General features: G+C 73.0%; 22 protein-coding genes. 15 read left to right on the top strand and 7 right to left on the bottom strand.

The features are described 5' to 3' along the window. The first annotated feature begins 2 nt into the window (after positions 1–2). Genes tsaE through tsaD form a run of 4 tightly spaced genes read left to right on the top strand, consistent with a single transcriptional unit; the run spans position 3 to position 2839 of the window. Positions 3–485 carry a tRNA (adenosine(37)-N6)-threonylcarbamoyltransferase complex ATPase subunit type 1 TsaE gene (tsaE, locus tag ACFQ2V_RS10020; RefSeq protein WP_386052545.1) on the top strand — a complete coding sequence of 161 codons (483 nt, stop codon included), beginning with the start codon at positions 3–5 and terminating at the stop codon, positions 483–485. 58 nt (positions 486–543) lie between these two features. Beyond that, entirely contained in the window at positions 544–1260 is a 717-nt protein-coding gene (gene tsaB / locus ACFQ2V_RS10015; RefSeq protein ID WP_386052544.1) for a tRNA (adenosine(37)-N6)-threonylcarbamoyltransferase complex dimerization subunit type 1 TsaB, read from the top strand. 5 nt (positions 1261–1265) lie between these two features. After that, positions 1266–1796 carry a ribosomal protein S18-alanine N-acetyltransferase gene (rimI, locus tag ACFQ2V_RS10010; RefSeq protein ID WP_386052543.1) on the top strand — a complete coding sequence of 177 codons (531 nt, stop codon included), beginning with the start codon at positions 1266–1268 and terminating at the stop codon, positions 1794–1796. Then, positions 1793–2839, top strand: a complete 1047-nt coding sequence (tsaD, locus tag ACFQ2V_RS10005; RefSeq protein ID WP_386052542.1) for a tRNA (adenosine(37)-N6)-threonylcarbamoyltransferase complex transferase subunit TsaD — start codon at positions 1793–1795, stop codon at positions 2837–2839. Before rimI ends, tsaD begins: the two co-directional genes overlap by 4 nt. 198 nt (positions 2840–3037) lie before the next feature. Here the strand turns inward: tsaD and ACFQ2V_RS10000 are convergent, their stop codons facing one another. Next, the gene (locus tag ACFQ2V_RS10000; RefSeq protein ID WP_386052541.1) at positions 3038–4351 is read right to left on the bottom strand and encodes a glycoside hydrolase family 3 N-terminal domain-containing protein; all 1314 of its coding nucleotides are present in this window, start codon (positions 4349–4351) and stop codon (positions 3038–3040) included. 115 nt (positions 4352–4466) lie between these two features. On the opposite strand from ACFQ2V_RS10000, the gene ACFQ2V_RS09995 reads away from it, so the two are divergent. From ACFQ2V_RS09995 to ACFQ2V_RS09980, 4 genes are all read left to right on the top strand, one after another. Further along, positions 4467–5456, top strand: a complete 990-nt coding sequence (locus ACFQ2V_RS09995) for a nucleoside hydrolase (RefSeq protein WP_386052540.1) — start codon at positions 4467–4469, stop codon at positions 5454–5456. After that, positions 5456–6286: a PfkB family carbohydrate kinase gene (locus ACFQ2V_RS09990; RefSeq protein ID WP_386052539.1), complete on the top strand. Its 831-nt coding sequence runs from the start codon at positions 5456–5458 to the stop codon at positions 6284–6286. The genes ACFQ2V_RS09995 and ACFQ2V_RS09990 overlap by 1 nt, the downstream gene beginning before the upstream one ends. A gap of 81 nt (positions 6287–6367) precedes the next feature. Then, positions 6368–6610 (top strand): metalloregulator ArsR/SmtB family transcription factor, encoded by a 243-nt coding sequence (locus ACFQ2V_RS09985; RefSeq protein WP_386052538.1) that lies wholly within the window; start codon positions 6368–6370, stop codon positions 6608–6610. 83 nt (positions 6611–6693) lie between these two features. Continuing rightward, positions 6694–7206: an SRPBCC family protein gene (locus ACFQ2V_RS09980; protein ID WP_386052537.1), complete on the top strand. Its 513-nt coding sequence runs from the start codon at positions 6694–6696 to the stop codon at positions 7204–7206. Positions 7207–7248: 42 nt separating this feature from the next. On the opposite strand, the gene ACFQ2V_RS09975 is transcribed toward ACFQ2V_RS09980, so the two are convergent. After that, positions 7249–8490: a THUMP-like domain-containing protein gene (locus tag ACFQ2V_RS09975; protein WP_386052536.1), complete on the bottom strand. Its 1242-nt coding sequence runs from the start codon at positions 8488–8490 to the stop codon at positions 7249–7251. Positions 8491–8714: 224 nt separating this feature from the next. Between ACFQ2V_RS09975 and groES the strand changes: the two genes are divergently transcribed. Continuing rightward, positions 8715–9011 (top strand): co-chaperone GroES, encoded by a 297-nt coding sequence (gene groES, locus ACFQ2V_RS09970; RefSeq protein ID WP_045187591.1) that lies wholly within the window; start codon positions 8715–8717, stop codon positions 9009–9011. Positions 9012–9167: 156 nt separating this feature from the next. After that, complete coding sequence (gene groL, locus ACFQ2V_RS09965) at positions 9168–10781, top strand: chaperonin GroEL (protein ID WP_386052535.1); 1614 nt, start codon at positions 9168–9170, stop codon at positions 10779–10781. A 154-nt stretch (positions 10782–10935) separates the two neighbouring features. Here groL and ACFQ2V_RS09960 read toward each other — a convergent pair whose 3' ends face one another. Further along, a complete protein-coding gene (locus tag ACFQ2V_RS09960; protein WP_386052534.1) occupies positions 10936–11223 on the bottom strand; it encodes a WhiB family transcriptional regulator in 288 nt (95 codons plus the stop codon). A gap of 408 nt (positions 11224–11631) precedes the next feature. Between ACFQ2V_RS09960 and ACFQ2V_RS09955 the strand changes: the two genes are divergently transcribed. From ACFQ2V_RS09955 to ACFQ2V_RS09940, 4 genes are all read left to right on the top strand, one after another. Then, positions 11632–12159 carry a sigma-70 family RNA polymerase sigma factor gene (locus ACFQ2V_RS09955; protein WP_386052533.1) on the top strand — a complete coding sequence of 176 codons (528 nt, stop codon included), beginning with the start codon at positions 11632–11634 and terminating at the stop codon, positions 12157–12159. Beyond that, the gene (locus tag ACFQ2V_RS09950) at positions 12156–13265 is read left to right on the top strand and encodes a hypothetical protein (RefSeq protein WP_386052532.1); all 1110 of its coding nucleotides are present in this window, start codon (positions 12156–12158) and stop codon (positions 13263–13265) included. Before ACFQ2V_RS09955 ends, ACFQ2V_RS09950 begins: the two co-directional genes overlap by 4 nt. Before the next feature lie 42 nt (positions 13266–13307). After that, positions 13308–14822, top strand: coding sequence for an IMP dehydrogenase (gene guaB / locus ACFQ2V_RS09945; protein WP_386052531.1), 1515 nt, complete (start codon positions 13308–13310; stop codon positions 14820–14822). An 86-nt stretch (positions 14823–14908) separates the two neighbouring features. Then, positions 14909–16030: a GuaB3 family IMP dehydrogenase-related protein gene (locus ACFQ2V_RS09940; RefSeq protein WP_386052530.1), complete on the top strand. Its 1122-nt coding sequence runs from the start codon at positions 14909–14911 to the stop codon at positions 16028–16030. Between the two features lie 36 nt (positions 16031–16066). Here ACFQ2V_RS09940 and ACFQ2V_RS09935 read toward each other — a convergent pair whose 3' ends face one another. Continuing rightward, positions 16067–18187, bottom strand: coding sequence for a bifunctional lysylphosphatidylglycerol flippase/synthetase MprF (locus ACFQ2V_RS09935; RefSeq protein WP_386052529.1), 2121 nt, complete (start codon positions 18185–18187; stop codon positions 16067–16069). 105 nt (positions 18188–18292) lie between these two features. On the opposite strand from ACFQ2V_RS09935, the gene ACFQ2V_RS09930 reads away from it, so the two are divergent. After that, positions 18293–19984: a GMC oxidoreductase gene (locus ACFQ2V_RS09930; RefSeq protein WP_386052528.1), complete on the top strand. Its 1692-nt coding sequence runs from the start codon at positions 18293–18295 to the stop codon at positions 19982–19984. A gap of 16 nt (positions 19985–20000) precedes the next feature. Here ACFQ2V_RS09930 and ACFQ2V_RS09925 read toward each other — a convergent pair whose 3' ends face one another. The 3 genes from ACFQ2V_RS09925 to ACFQ2V_RS09915 all read right to left on the bottom strand — a co-directional run bounded on the left by ACFQ2V_RS09925 (position 20001) and on the right by ACFQ2V_RS09915 (position 25231). Beyond that, entirely contained in the window at positions 20001–21305 is a 1305-nt protein-coding gene (locus tag ACFQ2V_RS09925; protein WP_386052527.1) for a glycoside hydrolase family 3 N-terminal domain-containing protein, read from the bottom strand. A 429-nt stretch (positions 21306–21734) separates the two neighbouring features. Continuing rightward, positions 21735–23510, bottom strand: a complete 1776-nt coding sequence (locus ACFQ2V_RS09920) for an ABC transporter ATP-binding protein (protein ID WP_386052526.1) — start codon at positions 23508–23510, stop codon at positions 21735–21737. Further along, positions 23510–25231, bottom strand: a complete 1722-nt coding sequence (locus tag ACFQ2V_RS09915; RefSeq protein WP_386052525.1) for an ABC transporter ATP-binding protein — start codon at positions 25229–25231, stop codon at positions 23510–23512. Before ACFQ2V_RS09915 ends, ACFQ2V_RS09920 begins: the two co-directional genes overlap by 1 nt. Positions 25232–25264 lie beyond the last annotated feature (33 nt).

Below are 25264 nucleotides of genomic sequence, written 5' to 3'. Positions count from 1 at the left end.
ACATGGCCCGGCCAGCGAGTGCGCGCCGGAAGGTCCGTTGGGCCTCCCTCGACGACACCGAGGACTTCGGGCGCCGGCTGGGGGCACTGCTCCGTGGCGGCGACGTGCTCGTCCTCACCGGTGACCTCGGCGCGGGCAAGACCACCCTGACCCAGGCCATCGCCGAGGGGCTCGGCGTGCGGGGACCGATCACGTCGCCGACCTTCGTCATCGCCCGGGTGCACCCGTCGCTCGTCGGTGGTCCGGAGCTGGTCCACGTCGACGCCTACCGACTGGGCAGCGCCCTGGAGCTCGACGACCTCGACCTCGACGCCGACCTCGACGCGAGCGTCACGGTCGTCGAGTGGGGCGCCGGCCTGGCCGAACAGCTCAGCGACGCGCGACTCGAGCTGACCATCACCGGTGACGACGAGCGAACGGTCGAGCTGACCGGGGTCGGCTCCCGGTGGCACGCCGTCCTCGACGAGGTCGCCCCCGCTTCCTGACCCACCGTCACGGCGGCGCCGTCCGCCGCTGCAGCGCGGCTCGGATAGCCTGACCGTCGTGCTCCTGCTCGCGATCGACACGTCCACGACGGCCATCACCGTCGGACTGCACGACGGCTCGTCGGTGGTCGCCGAGGAGACGACCCTCGACGCGCGGGCGCACGCCGAGCACCTCGCGCCGGGCATCCAGGCCGCCCTCGCGTCCGTCGGCGCCGCCACCGAGGACGTGACCGACGTCGTGGTCGGCATCGGTCCCGGGCCGTTCACCGGGCTGCGCGTCGGCATCGTCACGGGCCGCACCTTCGCCTTCGCGCTGGGCCTTCCCGTGCGCGGCATCACCAGCCTCGACGCCCTCGCCCACCAGGCGTGGGCCGGCGGGCATCGCGGCGACCTGCTGGTGGCCACCGACGCCCGCCGCAAGGAGGTGTATGCCGCCGCGTACGCCCTCGGTGACCGCGGCGCCGTCCGCACCACCGAGCCCGTGGTCGCGCGCGCGGAAGACCTGCCGCCCGAGCTGCGGGCCCTGCCGTGCGCGGGCCGCGGACCCTCCCTCTACGCGGAGGCCCTGCCCCACGGCACCGGGCCGCTCGACGTCAGCGGGGGAGCGCTCGCCGACCTCGCCGTGCGCCGTCTGACGCAGGCGGGCGCCGAAGCCGCGCCGAACGGTCTGCAGTGGGTCGACCGCGGCCACGGGTTCGACGGTCTCGAGCCGCTCTACCTGCGCCGTCCCGACGCCGCACCAGCACCACCGTCGAAGAAGTCGACGCTCGGATGACCGTGGTGACGACAGACCCGACGGCCCCGAGCAGCGACCGGTCCAGCGACTCCGGCGGCAACGCCCCGCCGCCTGGCCTGAGCCTGCGCGATCTCGAGTGGACCGACCTCGCCCGTCTCGCGGAGCTCGAGCAGGACCTCTTCGCCGACGACGCGTGGTCCGAGGCGACGTGGTGGAGCGAGCTCGCCGGCCGCGCACGGCGCGACTACGTCGTCGCGGTGGCTCCCGACGGGAGCATCGCCGGGTATGCCGGCCTCGACGTCTCGGGTGACGTGGCCGACGTCATGACGGTCGCGACCGCACCGGGCGGCCAGGGCCGGGGCACCGGCCGCCTGCTGCTCGACGAGCTCGTCCGACGTGCCGTCGCCCGTGGCGTCGAAGCCGTGCTGCTCGAGGTGCGCGCCGACAACGCCGCCGCGCGCCGGCTCTACGACGGGGCCGGCTTCGAGGTCATCTCCGTCCGTCGCCGCTACTACCAGCCGGGAGACGTCGACGCGCTCGTCATGCGTCTCCTCGTCCCGAAGGGAGACGCATGACCGACGAGCCCCTGGTCCTCGGCATCGAGACGTCCTGCGACGAGACCGGGGTCGGCATCGTGCGCGGCCAGACGCTCCTCGTCGACACCGTGGCCAGCAGCGTCGACGAGCACGCCCGCTTCGGCGGCGTCGTGCCGGAGGTCGCGAGCCGGGCCCACCTCGAGGCCATGGTGCCGACCATCGAGCGCGCCTGCCGCGAGGCCGGCGTGCAGCTGCGCGACCTCGACGCCATCTCGGTGACCTCGGGTCCCGGCCTCGCCGGTGCGCTGCTCGTGGGCGTCGCGTCCGCCAAGGCGCTCGCGCTGGCCCTCGGCAAGCCCATCTACGGCGTCAACCACCTCGCCTCGCACGTCGCCGTCGACATCGTCGAGCACGGCCCGCTGCCCGAGCCGACCATGGCGATGCTCGTCTCCGGTGGGCACTCGTCGCTGCTGCTCGTGCCCGACGTGACCAACGACGTGCGCTCGCTCGGCTCGACGATGGACGACGCTGCCGGTGAGGCGTTCGACAAGGTCGCCCGGGTGCTCGGACTACCTTTCCCCGGTGGGCCGCACGTCGACCGGGCTGCGCGAGAAGGCAACCGGATCGCCATCGACTTCCCGCGCGGCCTCACGAGCGGCCGCGACATGGAGCGGCACCGCTTCGACTTCTCGTTCTCGGGGCTCAAGACCGCGGTCGCCCGGTGGGTCGAGACGCGCCACCGGGCCGGCGAGCCCGTGCCCGTCGCCGACGTCGCCGCCAGCTTCCAGGAGGCCGTCGTCGACGTGCTGACGCGCAAGGCGCTCCTCGCGTGCAGGGAGCACGACGTCGACCACCTCCTCATCGGCGGCGGCGTCGCGGCCAACTCGCGCCTGCGCGCCCTGGCCGAGGAACGCTGCGCCAAGGCCGGCGTGACGCTGCGTGTGCCGCGTCCCGGGCTGTGCACCGACAACGGTGCGATGGTCGCCGCGCTCGGGGCGCAGATGGTGTCGAAGGGCCGCGAGCCGAGCGACCTCGGGCTGCCGACCGACTCCTCGATGCCCGTCACTCTCGTCCAGGCGTAGCGCCTCCCCGCCCGCTGGGCGTGGGTCGTCGGGCGCGCTGGCACCCTCTCGGCGTGGAGCGTCAGCCGGCCGTATGCCGATGCCGCTCGCGCACCCTCCTCCGCGCCCCTCGTGGCGACCGACGGACCGCCACGAGACGGCATACGGCGGCGTCTCGTGCGGGAGTGCGGGTGCTCGTGGCGGTCGGTCGGTGCGTGCTCAGCCGCAGTTGGCGAGGCCCCGGCGCAGCTTGAGGTCGACGACCCGGATGGTCGCCGCCTCGACGAGCTTGGCGAACGCGGGGTCGGTGGCCATCTTGCGCGTGAGGGCGTCGTGCATCGCGGGGACCGTCGAGGGGCGCGCGGTCAGCGTGATGTCGCCGCCGGCCTGGATGAAGCGGGTCGCGCGCTGGGCCACTGGCACGGCGGCGAGGGCCTTGGCCGCGCCGACGTCGTCGGTGATGACGACGCCGTCGTAGGAGAGCCGGTCGCGCAGCAGGTCGGTGACGATCGCCTTGGAGAAGGTGGCGTTCGTGCCGGGGTCGATGCGGCTGTAGATGGCCGAACCGACCATGACGAGCTCGACGCCGTCCTGGATGCCCGTGCGGAACGGCTCGAGGAACGGGTCGTCGACCGTGGTCGTGCGGTCGGTGATGCCGCTGGCGGTGAAGTCGGTGTTGCCGGTGATGCGGCCGATGCCGGGGAAGTGCTTGACCGTCGAGGCGACGCCGCCGGCGCGCATGCCCGCGATGAAGGCGCCGACCATGCGCGAGACCCGGTCGGGGTTGCTCGAGAACTGCCGGTCGTGCTGGCCGATGGGTCCGTTCGCGCGGCCGATGGACGTCGGCACGGTGTCGGCGACCGGTGCCAGGTTGACGTTGATGCCGGCGGCGCGCAGCTGGTTCGCCCAGCGGGTCGCGTCGGCGGTGAGCTCGCCGGGCGAGCCCTGGTTCTGGACGCGAGCCGACGGCATACGGGTGAAGCCGTCTCCGCGCAGCTGCTGGACCTGCCCGCCCTCCTGGTCGGCAGCGAGGAGCAGGCCCAGGCCGGCCGTGGCCCGGTCGGACGCGAGGCCGGCCAGGTGCCGGGTCGCCGCGCGCACCCGGTCGGCGCCGTCGAACCAGCCGCCGAGCAGGATCACTCCGCCGAGGTGGCGCTCTGTGACCAGGGCGTCGAGGCTCGTGCGACGTGCCCCCGCGTCGAGGCCGACCATGAGCAGCTGGCCGGCGCGCTCGTCCGGGCCCATGCGGGCCACGATGCGTGGAGCGCAGGAGGTGGAGCCGCCCTGGGTCTGCTTGGGAGTCGGCGTCCGGGTCGGTGTCCGGGTCGGCGTCGTGGTGGTCGTGGTGGTGCTGGTGGTCGTCGTCGACGTGGCCGTGGACGGGCTTCCGGGAGACGTCGACGTGGACCCGCCCGCGGTGCTGCCGGGGGTCGGAGTGGACGAGCAGGCGGTACCCACGGCCACGACGGCGGCGACCACGGCGAGCCACCGGAGGGTCGTCGGCAGGCGGCGACGGCTGGGGCTCGGGCGCATCATGCGAGCCTATCCCGCGATGCCTCGTCCGCCCTCGGGCCGTGGTCGGCGAGCTCGCACGGCCGGTCGTGCCGGCGCCGTCACACCCGACCGCGACACCCGGTACGTTGCCGCTGTGACGACCGAACCCACTCCTGTCGTGCTCGACGTCGACACCGGTGTCGACGACGCCTGCGCGCTGCTGCTCGCGGCGCTCCATCCCGCGCTCGAACTCCGCGCGGTGTCGTGCGTCGGTGGCAACGCCCCCGTCGACGACGTCGTGCGCAACACGCTCAAGGTGCTCGAGACCGCCGGCCGCGACGATGTCCCCGTGGCCCGGGGTGCCGAGCGGCCGTTGCTCGAGCCGCCCCTGCACGCGCGCCACGTCCACGGCGAGGACGGCATGGGCGACCTCGGCTGGCCGACCTCGTCGCTCGTGCCCGACCCGCGGCACGCGGTCGAGCTGCTCAGGGACGTGTGCCGTGAGGCCGCCGAGGCCGGACGCCCGGTCACCCTGGTGCCCCTGGCGCCGCTGACCAACATCGCGCTGCTGCTGCGCACCCACCCCGACGTGGCGTCCGGCATCGCCGAGATCGTCTTCATGGGCGGTGCCGCCAACGTCGGAAACGCCACGGCCTCTGCCGAGTTCAACGTCTTCCACGACCCGGAGGCCGCAGCCATCACGCTCGACGCGGCAGCCGACCTCGGTATCCGCGTCACCATGTACGGCCTCGACGTCTTCTACGAGCCTGTCATCGGGCGCGACGAGGCGGCCGAGCTCGTCGCTGTCGGCGGCCGCGGACCGGCAGAGCTGGGCGGGCGCCTCATGGACTTCCAGCGCGAGCGGCTCGGCGGCCAGGACGCGACGATCGGCGACGCCGGGGCCGTCTGTGCCGTCATCGACCGCGACGCGCTGCGCACGCAGGTGCTGCCCATCCGGGTCGAGCTCGCCGGCCACTGGTCGCGCGGCCGGACCATCGTCGACCGCCGGGACTGGAGCGGGGCCATCACGCACGACCCGCACGGGGAGGCCCCGGTACGCGTTGACGTCGCCCTCGGCGTCGACGGCCGCAGGTACTCGCGGCTGTGGGCCAACGCGCTCCTCGGCCGGGCAGGGGAGCGCTGATGGGTCGCGTCGCCGTGCTCGGGTCGCTCAACGTCGACCTCGTCACGCGGGTCGAGCGGCACCCGATGCCCGGCGAGACCCTGCTGGGCGAGGCGGGAGGCCGCTTCGCCGGCGGCAAGGGCGGCAACCAGGCCGCCGCCGCGGCACGAGCCGGCGCCGAGGTGCGGATGCTCGCCCGGGTGGGCGCGGACGACGCCGGCACCGCCTACCGCGAACGGCTCACGGCGCTGGGCGTCGACGCCTCTACCGTGGCCACGAGCCCGGACGCGCCGACCGGCATCGCCCTCATCACCGTCGACGCGGCGGGGGAGAACTCGATCATCGTGGTCGCCGGTGCCAACGCCGAGCCCGACAGGGCGCTGGTGGCCGAGGCGGGCCGCCTGGAGCGGGGCGACGTGCTCCTCTGCTCGCTCGAGGTCGACCTCGGCATCGTCGCCGAGGCTGCCCGCGCCGCCCACGCGGCCGGTGCGCGGGTCGTGGTGAACCTCGCCCCGTATGCCGCCCTACCGCCCGACGTGATCGCGCTCGCCGACCCGGTGGTCGTCAACGAGTCGGAGATGCGCGACCTCGCCGACTCCGACCTGCTGCCCCCGTCGCTGCTGGTGACGTTCGGGGCAGCAGGGGCCAGGTGGGGACTCGACGGCGTCGACGGCATACCCGTGGCGCCCGGCGAGGTGGCCGACACGGTCGGCGCCGGCGACGCGTTCTGCGGGGCGCTCGCAGCCGCGCTCGCCGCCGGCGCCGAGCCCGGCGCAGCACTCGAGGCGGCCAACCGCGCCGGGGCCGACGCCGTGCGCTGGGCAGGTGCCCAGCCCGACGCCGCCCTCTGACCCAGCTCCCTGACCCAGCTCCCTGACTGTGCCGAGCTCCCGTATCGTGCCGGTACGTAACTCAGTCGTTACGCTGGTTGGATGGGCAGGACGTGGGAGGCGTTGAGCGACCCGACGCGACGGACGATCGTCGAGCACCTGGCACGAGAGCAGCTGACCGCCGGTGAGGTCGCCGCGCTCTTCGACACGGCCCGGCCCGGCATCTCGAGGCACCTGCGGGTGCTGCGCGAGTCCGGGGTGGTCGAGGCGGAGGCCGTAGGCCAGCGGCGCGTCTACCGGCTGGTGCCCGGCGCGCTCGACGAGGTCGAGCGGTGGTGCCGGTAGGTCCGCTCGTTCTGGGGGCCGCGACTCGAGGCCCTCGACACCGAGATCGCCCGCGGTGCGCGGGCGCGACGAGAGGAACGGGCATGAGCGAGCCGACCCGGGTGCTGGGCCGCATCGAGCGCGAGGGCGACGCGGTGGCGGTGGTCTTCGACCGGCACTACGCGACGACGAAGGCCGACCTCTGGGCGGCCTGCACCGAACCCGACCGTCTCGCGCGGTGGTTCGCCCCGGTCTCGGGCGACCTGCGTGAGGGCGGCACCTTCACGATCCACTTCGACGACGCCGACACCCCGGTGTGCCGCGTCATCCGTTGCGCACCGCCTGAGCGGCTCGTCTGGGAGTGGCCGGTGGGTGAGGTCGCCGGCCTGGTCACGGTCGGGGTCGCCACGGACGGGGACGGGGCGCGCCTGACGCTGCGGCACGAGCGCCTGACACCTGCGCAGGCTCCGGGGTACGCCGCCGGCTGGGACACCTACGTCCGCTCGCTCGACGCGTACCTGCGGGGTGCGGACGGCCCGGACTGGGACGCCATGTGGAGCGCCCTGCACGAGCTCTACGCCGCGGCTTCGACCTCGGGAGCCGCTGACCCCTGCTGACACCGGCTGACACCGGCTGACACCGGCGGGCGGGTGGTTGCCTCAGCCCGGGGTGACGACGACGGCGACCTGGCTGCCGCCGACGCGCGTCAGCACCAGGGTCGCCTCCGAGCCGCCCTTGCCCCGGCCCGTCATCTTCAGCTGCCGGCGCAGCGCGTCGGCGTCGAGGGTGACGCCGCGCTTCTTGATGGTGACCCGGTCGTGCCCGGCGTCGCGCAGCCACCGGGCGAGGCGCTTCGTCGACAGTGGCATCGCCTCGACGACCCGGAACCGGCGGGCCCACGGCAGCTCGCGGGCCACCCCGCTCGTCACGTAGCCCACACCTGTCGCGAGCTCGGCCCCGTCGACCGCCGACACCAGGGCGCCGGTGAGGCCGGCCCGGATGACGGCCCGGTCGGGCTCGTAGAGCCACTCGCCCAGGTCGGTGACCGACCGCAGTGTCGCGTGGTCCGCCCCGTCCGCGGCGTCGTGCTCGGTGACGACCGACGTCGACGTCTCGGTGCAGACGGCGGCGGTGCGTCCGGCCGTCGACACGAGTGGCCCCCACCAGACGGCACACTCGAGCACCTCGCCGTGCCAGGAGGTCCACTGCGCCTCGGCTCCACGGGGCACGGACCCGTGGGGAAAGGCGGGGGAGAGCTTCGCCCCGGTCGCTGGCACGGCGTCGGCGAAGGCGAGCACCTGCGACCACGGCGGCGAGATGGCGTCGAGAGAGAAGACGCGCTTGGTGCGCCCGTGCACGTCGGCCACACCGCGCACCCGGCGGGCCGGGTCGAGCCACAGGCCGACGTCACGGCGGGCGTCACCGCGTGGCAGGCGTACGTCCTCGGCGAGGCCGTGGGTCGCCTCGGCCGACGGCCAGTGCCGCAGGTTGACGGCGGCGACGCGGGCCGTGGCGGCGTCGGCGTCGACCGCGTGCACCGTGAGGTCGAGGCCGGCGAACGCCATCGCGTCGGCCCCCAGCCCGCACCCGAGGTCGTGAACCTCGCGCACCCCCGCGGCGGCGAAGCGGTGGGCGTGCCGGGCGGCGACGGCAAGGCGGGTCGCCTGTTCGAGGCCGTCGGCGGTGAAGAGCATGCCGGCCGCGAAGTCGCCGAACTTCTCGGCGCCGCGGGCGCGCAGCCGGGACTGGGTCATGGCGGCGGCGACCAGGTCGGCCGCGAAGCCGGCCTCACGGAGGCGGTCCTGCAGGTGCAGCGAGCCCGCCTCGTCGTAGGGCGGCAGCGACTGGAGCAGCGCCCAGCCCTCACCCGCGGCGAGGCGGTCGACCATGGCGGCGTCCATGCGCCCATCCTGCCAGCGTCGGTGATCGCCACGACTCGCGACGGATTCTGGCACTCGACTTGACCGAGTGCTAACCGAAACCTAGATTTCTTCCTGTTGGCACTCTCCACCCGGAAGTGCCAGCGCCCTCCTCGAGGGAGGTCGAGCCCCGCGACGGCGACCGGCCTCGAGAGCCCACAGTCCGCAATCCAGTTTTCGACTGTCCCGAAGGGAAGGTCACCACCGTGTCGGTTTCCATCACGCCGCTCGAAGACCGCATCGTCGTCAAGTCCCTCGAGGCCGAGCAGACCACCGCGTCCGGCCTCGTCATCCCGGACACCGCCAAGGAGAAGCCCCAGGAGGGCGAGGTCCTTGCTGTCGGCCCCGGCCGCTTCAACGACAACGGCACCGAGCGCGTGCCGCTCGACGTCAAGGTCGGCGACAAGGTCATCTTCAGCAAGTACGGCGGCACCGAGGTCAAGTACGGCGGCGAGGAGTACCTCATCCTCTCCGCGCGCGACGTCCTCGCGATCGTCGGCTGACCCGACGCCGTATGCCGTGAACGCACCCCGGTGAGCCCCATCGGGGTCTCCCCGGGGTGCGTCTCGTTCGGCCCATCGTCTGACCGGGCCGTCGTCTGACCGGGCCAACTGCCCAAAACCCAAGAACCGCAAAGCAACCCGAGCCAAAGGAACACCATGGCCAAGCAGCTGGAGTTCGACGACTCCGCCCGCAAGTCGCTCGAGCGCGGCGTCGACGCGCTCGCCAACGCCGTCAAGGTGACGCTCGGCCCGAAGGGCCGCAACGTCGTCATCGACAAGAAGTGGGGCGCCCCCACGATCACGAACGACGGTGTGACCATCGCCCGCGAGATCGAGCTCGAGGACGCCTACGAGAACCTCGGCGCCCAGCTCGCCAAGGAGGTCGCGACCAAGACCAACGACGTCGCCGGTGACGGCACGACGACCGCGACCGTCCTCGCCCAGGCCATGGTCAAGGAGGGCCTGCGCAACGTCGCCGCAGGTGCCGCCCCGGCCGCGCTCAAGCGCGGCATGGACAAGGCCGTCACCGCGGTCAACGACCGCCTCCTCGAGAACGCCCGCGAGGTCGAGGGCAAGGACGAGATCGCCTCCGTCGCCACGCTCTCCGCCCAGGACGCCACCCTCGGTGGCCTCATCGGTGAGGCGTTCGACAAGGTCGGCAAGGATGGCGTCATCACCGTCGAGGAGTCCTCGACGACCGCCACCGAGCTCGAGTTCACCGAGGGCATGCAGTTCGACAAGGGCTACCTGTCGGCCTACTTCGTCACCGACACCGAGCGCATGGAGACCGTCCTCGAGGACGCCTACGTGCTCATCAACCAGGGCAAGATCTCCTCGGTCGCCGAGGTGCTCCCGATCCTCGAGAAGGTCGTGCAGTCGGGCAAGCCGCTGCTCATCATCGCCGAGGACGTCGACGGCGAGGCCCTCTCGACGCTCGTCGTCAACAAGATCCGCGGCACGTTCAACGTCGCCGCCGTCAAGGCGCCCGGCTTCGGCGACCGCCGCAAGGCCATGCTCCAGGACATCGCGATCCTCACCGGTGGCCAGGTCATCGCCGAGGAGGTCGGCCTCAAGCTCGACCAGGCCGACCTCACGGTCCTCGGCCAGGCGCGACGGGTCGTCATCACCAAGGACACCACGACGATCATCGACGGCAGCGGCGACGAGTCCGAGGTCGCCGGCCGTGTGCACCAGATCAAGGCCGAGATCGAGCGCACCGACTCCGACTGGGACAAGGAGAAGCTCCAGGAGCGTCTCGCCAAGCTCGCCGGTGGCGTCTGCGTCATCAAGGTCGGCGCGCACACCGAGGTGGAGCTCAAGGAGAAGAAGCACCGCATCGAGGACGCCATCTCCGCGACGCGCGCCGCGATCGAGGAGGGCATCGTCGCCGGTGGCGGCACGGCCCTCATCCACGCCGCGACGGCCATCGACGCCCTCGAGCTCTCGGGCGACGAGGCGACCGGTGCCACGATCGTGCGCAAGGCCGTCTCCGAGCCGCTGCGCTGGATCGCCGAGAACGCGGGCCTGCAGGGCTACGTCGTCACCTCGAAGGTCGCCGAGCTCGAGCTCGGCCAGGGCCTCAACGCGGCCACGGGCGAGTACGGCGACCTCATCGCGGCCGGCGTCATCGACCCGGTCAAGGTGACCCGCTCCGCGCTGCGCAACGCCGAGTCCATCGCGTCGATGATCCTCACGACCGACACGCTCGTCGTCGAAAAGCCCGAGGACCAGCCCGAGGCCGGCGGCCACGGGCACGGCCACGGTCACTGACCGGCGAACCGGGCCCGACGGCACACGTCGTCGGGTCCGGACAGGCTGGGCGCAGCGGACGTACGCGTCCGACGCGACGTCCTGACGCACGACGAGGGCCGCTCCCCGATCGGGGAGCGGCCCTTCGTGTCGTCGTCGGCCCCTCAGGGCCGGTTCAGGACGCTTCCTGGATGCCGTCGTAGAGCAGCTCGCGCTCGGCCTCGGTGAGCCCGCCCCAGACGCCGTAGGGCTCACGGACCTCGAGGGCGTGTGAGCGGCACGCGGCCACGACGGGGCACGCAGCGCAGACGGCCTTGGCCTGGGCGTCGCGGTTGCGGCGACGCGGGCCGCGCTCTCCCTCGGGGTGGAAGAAGACCTCGGGGCTGGTGCCGCGGCAGGCACCGTCCAGCTGCCAGTCCCAGAGGTCGGCGACTGGACCGGGCAGGCGGGTGATCTCGGCCATGAACTCGTCTCTCAGGTCGGGCGGGGGTGGCCGCCGGTCGAACCGGTCCGCTCGGTGCAGGTGGGGGCGCGGACCGCGAAATCGACGCTAACCGGGCACGCGATCACGGATAAAGGTTGGAATCTTAAGGACTTGTTCAAGAATTGCCATTCAGATGGCATGCTCGTCGAAGGCGTGCTGGGCACCTTCCCGGACTCGTCCGCTCGCGCCCGTCCGGCTAGCATGGGCGCGCTCCGGGCGACGCCGACGAGCAGCGCGACGTGGCGCTGGAACTACGAGACGAGGGTTCGGGGGACGACGGCTCACATGGGTCATGGATGGTCGAGGCGCGCCCGCGTAACGCCGGGTGGTGCACCAGCGATGGAGCGGATGGACGCTCCATCGCTTCGTGAGCTGGCGGCTGACGCCGTGCGAGACCCGCACGCGCGCGACCTGCTGCTGGCCCGCGTCAGGGACATGGCCCTGCGGTACTCCCGCGTCCGTCTCGGTCGTTTCGGCGCCGAGGACATTGCCCAGGACGTCGCGCAGGAGGTGTGCATGGCCGTCGTCACGGCTCTGCCGACCTACGAGGAGCGCGGCCTGCCCTTCGAGGCGTTCGTCTACACCATCACCTCCCGCAAGCTCGCCGACGCCCAGCGCGCCGCCATGCGGGCTCCGGCACCCGTGGCCGACATCCCCGACGGTCCGTCCGACGCTCCGTCGCCCGAGTCGGTGGCCGTCCTGCGCGACGACGCCGCCACGGCGATGACCCTCATGCGGGAGCTGCCGCCGCAGCAGCGCGAGATCCTCACCCTGCGCGTCGCGGTCGGCATGTCCGCCGAGGAGACCGCTGCGGCGCTCGGCATGTCGGCCGGCGCGGTGCGCGTCGCCCAGCACCGGGCCCTGGGCAAGCTCCGCGGCCTCATCGCCGACGCCGAGGCGGGTGACGTCGCGTGAACGACTTCTCGCCCCTGGGCAGCGCCAGCGACCTGCTCGCCGACGACCTGCTGCTCGACCGTCTCGCCGGTCGCAGGGACCCCGGCGGCGAGCCCGTCGCCGCGCTCCTCGCCGCCCTGGCGGCCCACGCCGACAGCCCCCTGACCGCCCACACCGGCCGCCGTCGCATCGCCAACAAGCACCGCTACCTCGGTGCCTTCGCCGTGCTCGCCGTCGCGGCCAGCGGGGCCGGCGTCGCGGCTGCCGTGACCCTCCCGGACGACAGGTCCATGCTCGCCAACCGCGCCCGCATCGAGCAGCGCATGGAGCAGAACGCCCGCAGCGACGCCCCGAGCGCACTGCTCTCACGCCTCGGGCTCCCGGCCACCGGCGGCACGACCGCCGCCCGCGACCTGGTGCTCGCCCGCGGCGCGAACGGCACCTTCGTACTTCTCCCCGCGGCGACCGCGTCGGCCCGGGCCGAGACTGCCGCTGACGGCGGCGAGCCCGACGGCCTCGCCGAAAAGACTGCCGCCGAGGCGTCGGACGCAGGAGTCACCGACGGCAACGGCGCAGTGGAGGCCGGCGCGGCCGCCGAGACACCGGCGGGCGCCCCCGTCGCCGGTCCCACGGTCCCCAGCGACAAGGCGCCCAGGACCAAGCCCGCGAAGCCGGTCAAGGTTCGTCCCGCCACCGGCGCCGCGGCGGGCAACGGCCAGGCGGCCAACGGGCAGCCGGCCAACGGGCAGGCGGCCAACGGGCAGGGCGCCAACGGCCAGGGCGCCGACACGACGGCCCAGACTGGCAGCGACCCGGTCTGGGTCGTCGCCCCGCCCACCGGTTCGAGCAGCGACCCCGCCGGCAGCGCCGTGTCCGACCCCTCGACCCAGCAGTCGCTGGTGGGTCCGTCGACCACCCCGCCGGCCAACCGTCGCGCCGTGGTCCCGGGGGTGGGCCCGTCGGTGACGCCCGGGGCGGCGCGCCCGTCGCGTTCCGCCGCTCCGCAGGCGACGTCCGCCGACGCCCCGGCTGACGCCGCCGCTCCGAGCGCGGCACGCACAGGAGCCACGGCGCCCGACGCCGCAGCCCCGGTCGCGCCTGTCGTCCCGGTCGCGCCCACCCCCTGAAGGGCGTTCGGGCGGGGTCCCGCGAGCCCGTAGAATCGGCGAATGAGTCTCGGATCGTCTGACGTGCCCGCTGCTTTCGCCACGATGGGACTGACGTACGACGACGTCCTCCTCCTGCCGGGTTACAGCGACCTTGCGCCGAACGACATCGACACCTCGACGCGCCTCACCCGCGAGCTGTCGATCAGGTCGCCGCTCATCTCGGCGGCGATGGACACCGTCACCGAGGCACGCATGGCGATCGCCATGGCGCGCCAAGGCGGCCTCGGCGTGCTGCACCGCAACCTGTCGATCCAGGACCAGGCCTACCAGGTCGACCTCGTCAAGCGCACCCAGACGGGCATGATCTCCAACCCGATCACCATCGGCCCCGACCGCACCCTCGAGGAGCTCGACGCGATCTGCGGCGAGTACCGCGTCTCGGGTCTTCCGGTCATCGGTGACGACAAGAAGCTGATCGGCATGGTCACCAACCGCGACCTGCGCTTCACGCCGGTCGCCGAGTGGGCCACGACGCTCGTGCGTGACGTCATGACGCCGATGCCGCTCATCACCGGCCACGTCGGCATCAGCCGCGACGAGGCGACGGCCCTGCTGCGCCAGCACAAGCGTGAGCGGCTGCCGCTCGTCGACGGCGAGGGCCACCTGACGGGCCTCATCACCGTCAAGGACTTCGTCAAGAGCGAGCAGTTCCCGAACGCCAGCAACGACGCCGACGGCCGCCTCATGGTCGGTGCCGCCATCGGCTACTTCGGCGACGCGTGGGAGCGTGCGACCACCCTCATCGAGGCCGGCGTCGACGTGCTGGTCGCCGACACCGCCCACGGCCACGTGCGCCTGCTCATCGAGATGGTCGAGCGCCTCAAGAAGGATCCCGCGACGCGCCACGTCCAGGTCATCGGTGGCAACGTCGCGACGACCGCCGGTGCCCAGGCCTTCGTCGACGCGGGCGCCGACGCCGTCAAGGTCGGCGTCGGGCCGGGCTCCATCTGCACCACGCGCATCGTCACCGGCGTCGGCGCCCCGCAGATCACGGCGGTGCACGCCGCTGCCCAGGCCTGCAAGCCCGCCGGCGTGCCGGTCATCGCCGACGGCGGCCTGCAGTACTCCGGCGACATCGCGAAGGCCATCGTCGCCGGCGCCGACTCCGTCATGGTCGGCTCGCTCCTCGCCGGCTGCGAGGAGAGCCCTGGCGAGCTGATCTTCGTCAACGGCAAGCAGTTCAAGAGCTACCGCGGCATGGGCTCCCTCGGTGCGATGAGCAGCCGCGGCAAGAAGTCCTACTCCAAGGACCGCTACTTCCAGGCCGAGGTCGAGTCCGACGACAAGATCGTGCCCGAGGGCATCGAGGGCCGCGTCGCCTACCGCGGTCCGCTCTCCGCGGTCGCCCACCAGATGCTCGGCGGCCTGCGCCAGTCGATGTTCTACGTCGGCGCGCGCACCGTGCCCGAGCTGCAGGAGAAGGGCCAGTTCGTGCGCATCACCCAGGCCTCGCTCAAGGAGAGCCACCCGCACGACATCCAGGGCATGGTCGAGGCCCCCAACTACTCCGGCTGAGCCCACCACGCCGACCACGTATGCCGTCCCGGGGAGCCCGCGGGACGGCATACGTCGTCGGTGGGCCCGGTCGGTAGGATCGGCCGGTGACCGAGATCGAGATTGGCCGAGGCAAGCGCGGACGGCGCGCCTACTCCTTCGACGACATCGCCGTCGTGCCCTCGCGGCGCACGCGCGACCCGGAGGAGGTCTCGGTGTCGTGGCAGATCGACGCGTACCACTTCGACATCCCGGTCATGGCTGCGCCGATGGACTCCGTCGTGTCGCCGGAGACGGCGATCGCGCTCGGCAAGCTCGGCGCGCTGCCGGTCCTCGACCTCGAGGGGCTGTGGACGCGCTACGAGGACCCCACCGCGCAGCTGCGCGAGATCGCTGAGATCGAGCCGACCGCCGCGACGGCGCGCATGCAGCAGATCTACGACGAGCCGATCAAGCCCGAGCTGATCACCGAGCGGCTGCGCCAGCTGCGTGACGCCGGCGTCACGGTGGCCGGTGCCTTGTCGCCGCAGCGCACCCAGCAGCACTGGAAGACCGTCGTCGACGCGGGCGTCGACCTCTTCGTCATCCGTGGCACCACTGTGTCGGCCGAGCACGTCAGCGGGCGGGCCGAGCCGCTCAACCTCAAGCGCTTCATCTACGAGCTCGACGTGCCGGTCATCGTCGGCGGCGCGGCGTCGTACACCGCGGCCCTGCACCTGATGCGCACCGGCGCGGCCGGCGTGCTCGTCGGCTTCGGTGGCGGGGCGGCCCACACGACGCGCACCGCGCTCGGCATCCACGCGCCGATGGCCTCGGCCGTCGCCGACGTCGCCGCGGCTCGTCGGGACTACCTCGACGAGTCCGGCGGCCGCTACGTCCACGTCATCGCCGACGGTGGCGTCGGCACGTCCGGCGACATCGTCAAGGCCATCGCCTGCGGCGCCGACGCGGTCATGCTCGGGGCGGCCCTCGCCCGCGGCACCGACGCGCCCGGCGGCGGCTACCACTGGGGGCCCGAGGCGCACCACCAGCAGCTGCCGCGCGGCGAGCGCATCGCACTCGGCAGCCAGGCCACGATCGAGGAGATCCTCTTCGGCCCGGGGCGTCACGCCGACGGCACGACCAACGTCATCGGCGCCCTCAAGCGCGCGATGGCCACCACGGGCTACTCCGACGTCAAGGAGTTCCAGCGCGTCGAGGTCGTGGTCTCGCCGTACCTCGGCAACTGACCGCCAGGGCTCCGGGGCGCGGGTCGCGCTCCGGCCTCAGTGGCCGGTGCGCGCGAGTGCCACGAGGTCGCGCACGCCCGCCTCGGGCAGGTAGGCACGGGTGAGCGCGAGCCCGATCCTCGGCAGGGCGGCCTCGTCGGGGAACACGAGGTGCAGCGGCTCGTGCCGCGGCTTGAACTTCGCCTTGAACGCGTGCAGCGACCGGAAGCCGTAGTACGGCTCGAGGGTGGCGCCGAGCCGGTCGAGGAACGTGTCGATGGTGCCGCGGTCGAGGCCCTCGTCGCCGGCCTGCGCCACGGTGCGGGCGAGCGGCGCCCCCGACAGTGAGACGACGGCGCAGCCTTCCTCCTTGAACGCCAGGCACGCCGACGCGATGAGGAACTCCATCGAGTAGCGGAACCCGCCCGGCAGCCGGCGCATGACGTCGAGCGTCCACCCCGTCGGGTCGCCGCCGCCCTCCTCGTGCACGGGCATCCACGAGGTCACGCCGTGCACCGTGCCGTCGTCGTCGACAGCGAGGCCGACCCGCACGTCGGGGTCGAGCGCCTCGTCGACCCCGCCGAGGGTGAAGCCCATCTCGGGCAGCCCCTTGTCCTCGACCCACTCGGACGAGATGGCCTTGACCTGCATCTGGATGCCCCGCGGCATCTGCACGAGTGGGCCGAGCCGGAACACGACGCCGAGCTTGGCTGCCTGGTTGAGGGCCGTGCGGACGTCCTGCCAGGCCTTGCCGACGAAGTCGAGCGTGGGCAGCTCGATCCAGGCCTCCTCGGCGACCTGCACGCAGTGCCATCCGCGCGCCCTGGCGTGCGCCGACACCTCCGAGGTGACGGTGAAGAGGCACGGCACGAGCCCTTGCGCGTGCACCGTGTCGGAGAAGGCGCCGAGCAGCGCGGCGCGCTCGCGCTGCGTCCCGGCGACCGGGTCGCAGAGGCCGATGACGACCCCGGCGTGCACGCGGTAGGCGATGTAACCGGACTCGCGCTCGTCGGTGAACCAGCGGTTCTCGGGCCACGTCGTCATCCAGGCGAGGCGGTTGCCCGTCCCCTGCTCGCGCAGCAGGGCGACCGCCTGCTCGCGCTGCCCGTCGTCCGCGGGCGCCACGAGGCTGCCGGTCGTGCGGCGGGCGCGGCGCCTCGACGGGTTGCGGAACGCGTGCCGGCCGACGAGGAGTACCCCGAGACCGAAGGCGTTGCCGACGAGGTCCCAGCAGGCGACGAGCAGTCCTTGCTCGGCCGTCGCGAGGACATAGCCGACGTTGGCCAGCTGGATGCCGATGACGAGCACGAGTAGGCCCACGGCCCAGCGCCAGGCACGCCGCCGTCCCTTGTAGAGCGAGCGCGCGAGGATGAGCCAAAGGGTGCCCAGCACCACCCCGACGAGGAGGTTGCGGTCGGCGAGCGCCTCAGCCCGCGCGGCCGCCGACAGCGTGGCGGTGAGCGGCCCGTCGGCCGTCGTGAACGGCTGGATGAGGCCCTCGACGGCGGCGACGACGAAGAACCCGGAGGCGAGGAGCCGGAAGTCGCGCCGGGTCAGCTGTCGCGAGTGCAGCGCGGGTGCTCGCCCCACGAGCACGGGGCCGAGGAGCAGTCCCCAGCCCACGGCGAGCACGTGCTCGAGGTCGGCGAGCCCGCCGAGGTGGATGACGAAGAGAACCACGTATGCCGTCAGCACTGTGCGCAGCCGCCCGCGCCAGGGCGGGGCGACCGTCACCGAGGCCGCAGCCGCGGCTCCGAGGAACGCGGCGGACGGGCCGGCGTCGCGAACGTGGGAGAGCGTCGTGCTCCAGAGGTAGCCGTGGTCGCGGGTCAGCCACAGCAGCCCGGCCGACCCGAGCACCCCGACGAGGTGGCAGGTGGCCAGCGCGACGGCATACCGGAGCGGGCCGAGGCGCCACTCGGCGAACCCGCCGAAGACGGCGAGGCCGACGAGGATCGGCACGTACTGGAGGGGCCGCGGCGCGAAGAAGGCCCCGGTCAGCACGGTCCACCAGTCGCCGGACTCGAAGGCCGGGAGGCCGTAGGTGAGGCTCGTGCGGAGCAGGCGGTCGAGCAGCGGGTCCCAGAGCGTCCGGGTGACGACCGACAGGGCGAGGACTACGGCGAGGAGGGCGCTCGTCAGTGGCAGGCGTCGCATCACCGTCCGGGGACGGGGCATCCCTCAATGGTGCTCCTCGACCCGCCGCCCGTCAGGGGATCCGGCACAGGTGACGGTCATTACTCTCGGTAGCCTCGGGGTGGTGGCCGCCCGTAGGGTTGAGCCATGGAGCTCGACCACGACGTCGTCGTCATCGGGTCCGGCTTCGGCGGATCCGTGGCCGCGCTGCGCCTCGCCGAGAAGGGCTACCGGGTTCACGTCTACGAGGCGGGCCGCCGTTTCGAGGACGCCGACTTCGCCCGCACGAGCTGGGACGTCCGCCGCTACGTCTGGGCGCCGCGCCTCGGGTGCTTCGGCGTCCAGCGCATCCATCGGCTGCCCGACTGCCTCGTGCTCGCGGGCGCGGGGGTCGGCGGCGGCTCGCTCAACTACGCGAACACCCTCTACGTGCCGCCCGCCCCGTTCTTCCGTGACCGGCAGTGGGCGCACATCACCGACTGGCAGGCCGAGCTCGCCCCGCACTACGCGACGGCCCAGCGGATGCTCGGGGTCACCGTCAACCCGTGCGAGGGCCCGGTCGAGCAGCTCATGCGCGACGCCGCGTCGGACCTCGGAGTCGGCGACACGTTCCGCAAGACGCCCGTCGGAGTCTTCTTCGGCGAGCCCGGCAAGCGCGCGCCCGACCCGTACTTCGGCGGCGCCGGCCCCGACCGCACCGGGTGCACCCAGTGCGGCAACTGCATGGTGGGCTGCCGCGTCGGCGCCAAGAACACCCTCGTCAAGAACTACCTCGCGCTCGCCGAGCGGCACGGCGTGACGATCGAGCCGCTGCGCACGGTGACGCGGGTGCGTCCGCTCGACCCCGCGTCACCCGAGCACGGGTATGCCGTCACGACCGTCCGCACCGGCGCGTGGGGTCGGCGCCGGGCGGGGGAGCGCACCGTCACCGCCGGTCAGGTCGTCGTCGCGGCCGGCGCCTGGGGCTCGGCCCAGCTGCTCCACGCGATGAAGGCCGACGGCGACGGGCTGCCGCGCGTGTCCGACCAGCTCGGCGAGCTGACCCGCACCAACTCCGAGGCGCTCGGCGGCGCGATGACGGCGCGGGTGCCCGAGGGGGTCGACCTGACCCGGGGTGTCGCGATCACGTCGAGCTTCAACGTGTCCGACACGACCCACGTCGAGAACGTCCGCTACGGCAAGGGCTCCAACCTCATGGGTTCGCTCGCCGTCATGCAGGTCGACGGCGGCGGCCGGGTGCCGCGCTGGCTGCGCTTCGCCGGCACGGCGGCCCGTCACCCCTACGTCTTCGTCCGGTCGCTGTCGTCGCGACGGTGGAGCGAACGCACCGTCATCGCGCTCGTCATGCAGACGAGCGACAACTCGATCACCGTCAGCCGGCGCCGAGGCCTGTTCGGCTGGCACCTGACCTCGACCCAGGGCCACGGCGAACCCAACCCCACCTACATCCCCGAGGGCAACCGGGCGGTGCGGGCGATGGCGCAGCGGCTCGAGCGCACGACCGGCGAGCGTGCCTGGCCAGGGTCGTCGATCGGCGAGGTGCTCGACATCCCGATGACGGCGCACTTCCTCGGCGGGGCGGTCATCTCCGACTCGCCCGACACGGGAGTCCTCGACCCGTACCAGCGGCTGTGGGGCTACCCGGGCGTCAGCGTCGTCGACGGGTCCGCGGTCTCGGCCAACCTCGGCGTCAACCCGAGCCTGACGATCACGGCGCAGGCCGAGCGGGTCTTCTCGCTCTGGCCGGCCGCGGGAGAGGTCGACCGCCGCCCGGCCCAGGGTGAGGCTTACGTCCGCCTCGCCACCCCACCTCTCCTTGATCGAGAGAACGCTCCGTGACGCCGAGCCCGGGACGTCAGAGCTGGGTGTTGAGGTAGGCCTGCAGCCGGCGGACGGTTCGGGCGTTCCAGGTCGTCGCGCCGTCGTGCGAGAGGCCGAGGTAGGACTGCAGGGCCGCCATCGACCGGCTGCCCCACACGCCGGTGGCGGGGACGTTCACCCGCACCTGGAGCGCCCGGACCGTCGCGCTGTCCAACGAGCCGGTACGCGTGACGCCGAGCCACCGCTGCAGCGCAGAGATCGTCGACGTGGACAGCGATCCCGTGACCGCGATCCTCGTGCCGAGCATCCCGTTCGCGGCCTTGACGGTGAGCACCCGCAGGGCGGCGGCGTTGACGCGGGCCCGAAGGGTCGCGTCCGTGGCGACCCTGGCCGTGACCGCGTTGACCATCGCCGGGACGACAGTCGGATCCACGGTCAGCACGATGTCGCCACCGGAGCTGAGAAAGTTGATCGCGCGCGTGCCGGGCGACCACGCCTGCACCGCACGGGCCGCCCCGATGTCGTCGCTGATGACGACTCCCGTGAACCGGAGGTCGCCACGGATCATCCCCGTGATCACGGTGGGGGAGAAGACCGCCGGCCGAGCGGGGTCGATGCGGCTGTAGATCGCGGACGAGACCATGAGCAGCTGCGCCCCCGCAGCCACGGCCGAGCGGAACGGCCCGATGTCGGGCGAGGTGCGGGTCGTGACCCGGTCGGTCACGCCAGCCGTCGTGTCGGTGTTGCCGGTGACGCGGCCCAGGCCGGGGAAGTGCTTGGCAGTCAGGGCCATTCCCGTCGAGCGCATGCCGCGCACGAACGCCGATCCCTTCTCGGCGACGACGGCCGGCGTGTGGCCGAACTCGCGCTGAAGCGCTCCGATCGGCGCGTTCAGGGGAGCGAACGAGGCCGACACGGTGTCCATCACGGGAGCGAGGTTGACGTCGACGCCGGCGCGCAGCACCTGGCTGCCCCACAGCGTTGCGCTCCGTGTGAGGCCGGCGTCGCTGAACGTGCCCTGCACCAGCGCCGTGGGCATCCTCGAGAACCACGGGCCCTGCAGCACCTGGACGAGGCCGCCCTCCTGGTCGGAGGCGACGAGCAGGGGCACGGCGGAGGTGGCGGCGTTGGTCGTCATCGACTCCGCGCCGGCCGCCAGTGCGCGCACGGGCGCGGCGCCCGTCGTGGTGCGTCCGGTCAGGATGAGGTTGCCGACGTGGTAGCGGCTGATCGCGGTTCGGGTTGCCGTCGAGATGCCCTTCACGGAGCCACCGACCATGAAGAGCTGGCCGATGCGCTGGGCCGTGGTCATCCGGCTCAGCACCGCCTGCGCGGTCACCGCCGGTGAGACGCCAGTGGGCACCGCGCGTGGGACGACGCCGGCCGAGCTCGTCCGGGCGTCCGCAAGAGGTGCAGCGCCCGTCACCGCCGTGGCCGCCACCGGTCCGCACACAAGGACCGCACCCGTGCACGCGGCCACACACGACATGACGAGGCGTCGAGAGCTCATCACAGCCTCCAGCTCAAGCCCCGTCGAGCGAACCGCTCGCCCCCACCTGCGATTCTAGGCCGGGTCGGGCCAGCTGGCTCGAAGATGATGAAGGGGTGAGGCCGTCACCCCTCAGAGACGGCCCCACCCCGCGGTGCGCAGGCCTTCAACCGGTCGAGAATCGGCCCGGCACCGCGCTGACAACGACGCGAACCGGGCGGGGTTACGGGCCTTGTCATATCTTTGCAAAAAGGTTGCGAGCGACCCCGGGGCTCCGCGTCAGACGGCCGGCTGGGGCTCGTCGCGCCACGAACGCCACAGGGCGGCATACGCCCCGTCCGCTGCGAGCAGCTGCTCGTGCGAGCCGATCTCGGTGATGCGTCCGTCCTCGACCACGCACACCCGGTCGGCGTCGTGGGCCGTCATGAGGCGGTGCGCGATCGCAACCACGGTGCGGCCCTGCACGACCGCAGCGAGGGAGCGCTCGAGGTGCCGGGCGGCGCGCGGGTCGAGCAGGGACGTCGCCTCGTCGAGCACCAGGGTGTGCGGGTCGGCGAGAACGAGCCTGGCGAGCGCGAGCTGCTGCGCCTGCGGCTCGGACAGCCGGTGACCGCCGGAACCGACGACGGTGTCGAGGCCGTCGGGCAGCCCGACGGCCCAGCCCTTGGCGTCGACGGCCTCGAGGGCCTCGAGCAGCTGCTCGCGCGACGCCTCCGGCCGGGCCAGGCGCAGGTTGTCCTCGAGCGACCCGACGAAGACGTGGTGCTCCTGCGTCACGAGGGCGACCTGCCCACGCAGCTGCGGCAGCTCGAGGTCGACGAGGCGAACGCCGCCCACGTCGACGCGGCCCGCGCGGGGACCGTCGATGCCGGCCATGAGCCGGCCGAGCGTCGACTTGCCGGCACCCGACGGGCCGACGATGGCAAGCCGCTCACCCGGCTGCAGGTCGAGGGAGACGCCGCGCAGCACGTCGCGGCCGGCGCGGTAGGAGTACACGACGTCGTCGACCTCAAGCCGGTCGTCGGCGGGCACCTCGCCCGTCGGGGACCGGTCGGGCGGCACGTCGGCGATGCCGATGACGCGGGCGAGCGACGTCGCCCCGACCTGGATCTCGTCGAGCCACGAGATGAGCTCGTCGAGCGGGCCGGCCATCTGCTGCACGTACAGCGCGACCGCGGTGACCGTTCCGGCCGTGGCGAGGTCCTGCGAGATGAGCCAGCCGCCCCACAGCAGGGTGACGGCGACCGGTGCGAAGAAGGCGAACTCGACCGACGGGAACCACCGCATGCGCAGGCCCAGCGTGTAGAGCTCGGCGTCGTAGCACTCGTGCAGGGCGTCGTCCATGCGGCGCCGGCGCCGGCCGCGCAGGCCGAGCGCGTCGACGGTGCGGGCACCGTCGGCCGACTCGGTGACGACGCCGTTGAGCACGGCGTACGTCGCCCGCTCGCGCAGGTAGCCGTCGGGCGCCAGGCGCAGGTAGCGGCGCGTCGACAGCACGAGGATCGGGGCGCCGACAAGGACGGCGAGCGCCACCTGCCAGCCCGTGACGAACGCGGCCACGAGGGTGATCGCCGTGGTGACGGCGCCGACGAAAATGGCGGGCACGCCGAAGCGGATGACGTGCGAGAGCGCCTCGACGTCGTTCGTCGTGCGGGAGACGAGGTCGCCGGTGCCGGCGCGCTCGACCGTCGACAGCGGCAGCTCGACGACCCGGCCCATGAACTGCTCGCGCAGCTCGGCGAACACCGTCTCGCCCATGACGAACGACGCGCGTCGCGCGAACCACGTGACGACGGTCTGCACGACGACGGCTCCGGCGATCCACAGCGCCAGCGAGTCGACGACGTCGAGGGACCGGCCGTGGCTGATCTCGTCGACGAGCAGGCCGATGACGCGTGGCGCGACGAGTCCGGCGACAGCCGCGACGGCGTGCAGGCCGACGACCGTGGCGAGGCTGCGGCGGTGGCGGCGGAGCAGCCCACGGGTGTGGGTCCGGACCGAGGCGGTGTCGGCGACGGGAAGCGTGCGCGTGGACGGCGCTGGTGTCAGTGACATCAGTCCTCCTCTCCTCGGACGACGGTGCGTCGGTAGTCGGGGTGCTCGGCCATGAGCTGGTCGTGGGGGCCCGCTGCGGCGACCTTGCCGTCGCGCAGGAACACGACGTGGTCGGCCTTGTCGAGGATGAGCGGGCTCGCCGACATCACGACGGTGGTGCGGCCCCGGCGGGCGGCCGTGAGCCGGCCGGCGATCCGGGCCTCGGTGTGGGCGTCGACGGCGCTCGTCGGCTCGACGAGCACGAGGGTCTCGGCTCCGGTGAGCAGGGCGCGGGTCAAGGCGAGGCGCTGGCGCTGGCCGCCGGAGAAGGCGCGGCCGCGTTCCTCGACCTCGTTGTCGAGGCCGCCCGGCAGCGCCTCGAGCACGTCGTCGCCGCTCGCGACCGACAGCGCCTCGAGGATCGTCGCGTCATCGTGCTCGCCCCACGGGTCGAGCTCGTCACGCAGCGTGCCGGAGAACAGGCGCGGATCGGTCTCGGACACCACGACGCGGCGGCGCACGTCCGCGAGGGGGGCGTCGGCCAACCGGGTGCCGTCGAGGCGCACGTCGGTCTCGGTCGCGCCGAAGCGTCCGAGCCGGTCGGCGAGCGCGGCGGAGTCCTCGGGGCGCGCCGACACGACGACGGTGAACCGGCCCGGCTCGACCGTCACCTGGCTCACGGGGTCGTGCAGTCGCGCGGGCCCGGTCGGCAGCGCTTGAGTCTGCGCGGCCTCGACCTGGTCGGGCTGCACCCGCAGCACATTGGTCAGCTTGCGAGCGCCGATGTGCGCCCGGGTGGCACGGTCGACCATCTCGGTCGCGGTGCGCAACGGGATGACGAGGAAGGCGGTGTAGCCGTAGAACGCGACGAGCTGGCCGGCCGTGATCTCGCCCTCGATGGCGAACCGCGCGCCGAGCCACACGACCACGAGGACGAACAGCCCCGGCAGCAGCACCTGGGCCGCGTCGAGCGCCGCCTGGTAGCCGGCCACCCTGTTGCCGACCTCGCGCACCGACTGCGACTGGACGGCATACCTGCTCAGGAAGGTGTGCTCGCCACCGATGCCGCGCAGCACGCGCAGTCCGGCGACGGTGTCGGCGCCGAGGCCGATGAGCTTGCCGGACTCCTCGCGCTGCGCGAGCTGGCGGGCCTGGAGCGGCCGCACGATGAAGGTGAGGCAGCCGACCAGCACCGGCACGCCGATGAGGACGACGAGCCCGAGGGGCGTCGAGGCGCTGAGCAGGATGAGGGCGACGACGACGTAGGAGACGACGGCGCCGGCGAAACGGGCGAGCACGTCGTAGAGCCCGCCGATGCGCATCGCGTCGGAGCTCACGGTGGCGACGACGTCGCCGGTCGGGACGGCGCGGGTCAGCGCCTCACCGGTGTCGGCGGCCTTGTGCCCGACGAGCTGGGCTGACCGGAACGCGCCCTGCATCCAGTTCACGACGGCGTAGCGGTGCCGCACGGCACCGGAGAGGGCGCTGATCGTGACGAGGCCGACGAGGATCGCGCACCAGCGCAGCAGGGAGCCGCCGTCGCCGCCGATGATGCCCTCGTCGATGGCCTTGCCCATCGCGGCAGGGAAGAGCGCCTGGCTGACGAGCCACACGACGCCGAAGCAGATCGCCACGACGAGGGTGCGCCACTGGCCCCTGCCGACCCAGCGCAGGTATGCCGTGGGGCTGGTCAGGTCGGGGGTGCCGGGATCGGCGTGGGGCAGCGAGATCACTTGGTTCATTTTACGTTCGGCGAGAGGGCGTTTCACGCCATT

Source organism: Terrabacter terrigena (assembly GCF_042676085.1).
GTDB classification, from domain to species: domain Bacteria; phylum Actinomycetota; class Actinomycetes; order Actinomycetales; family Dermatophilaceae; genus Terrabacter; species Terrabacter terrigena.
The sequence above is the reverse complement of the archived record's forward strand: the minus strand, read 5'-3'. Positions and strand labels throughout refer to the sequence as shown.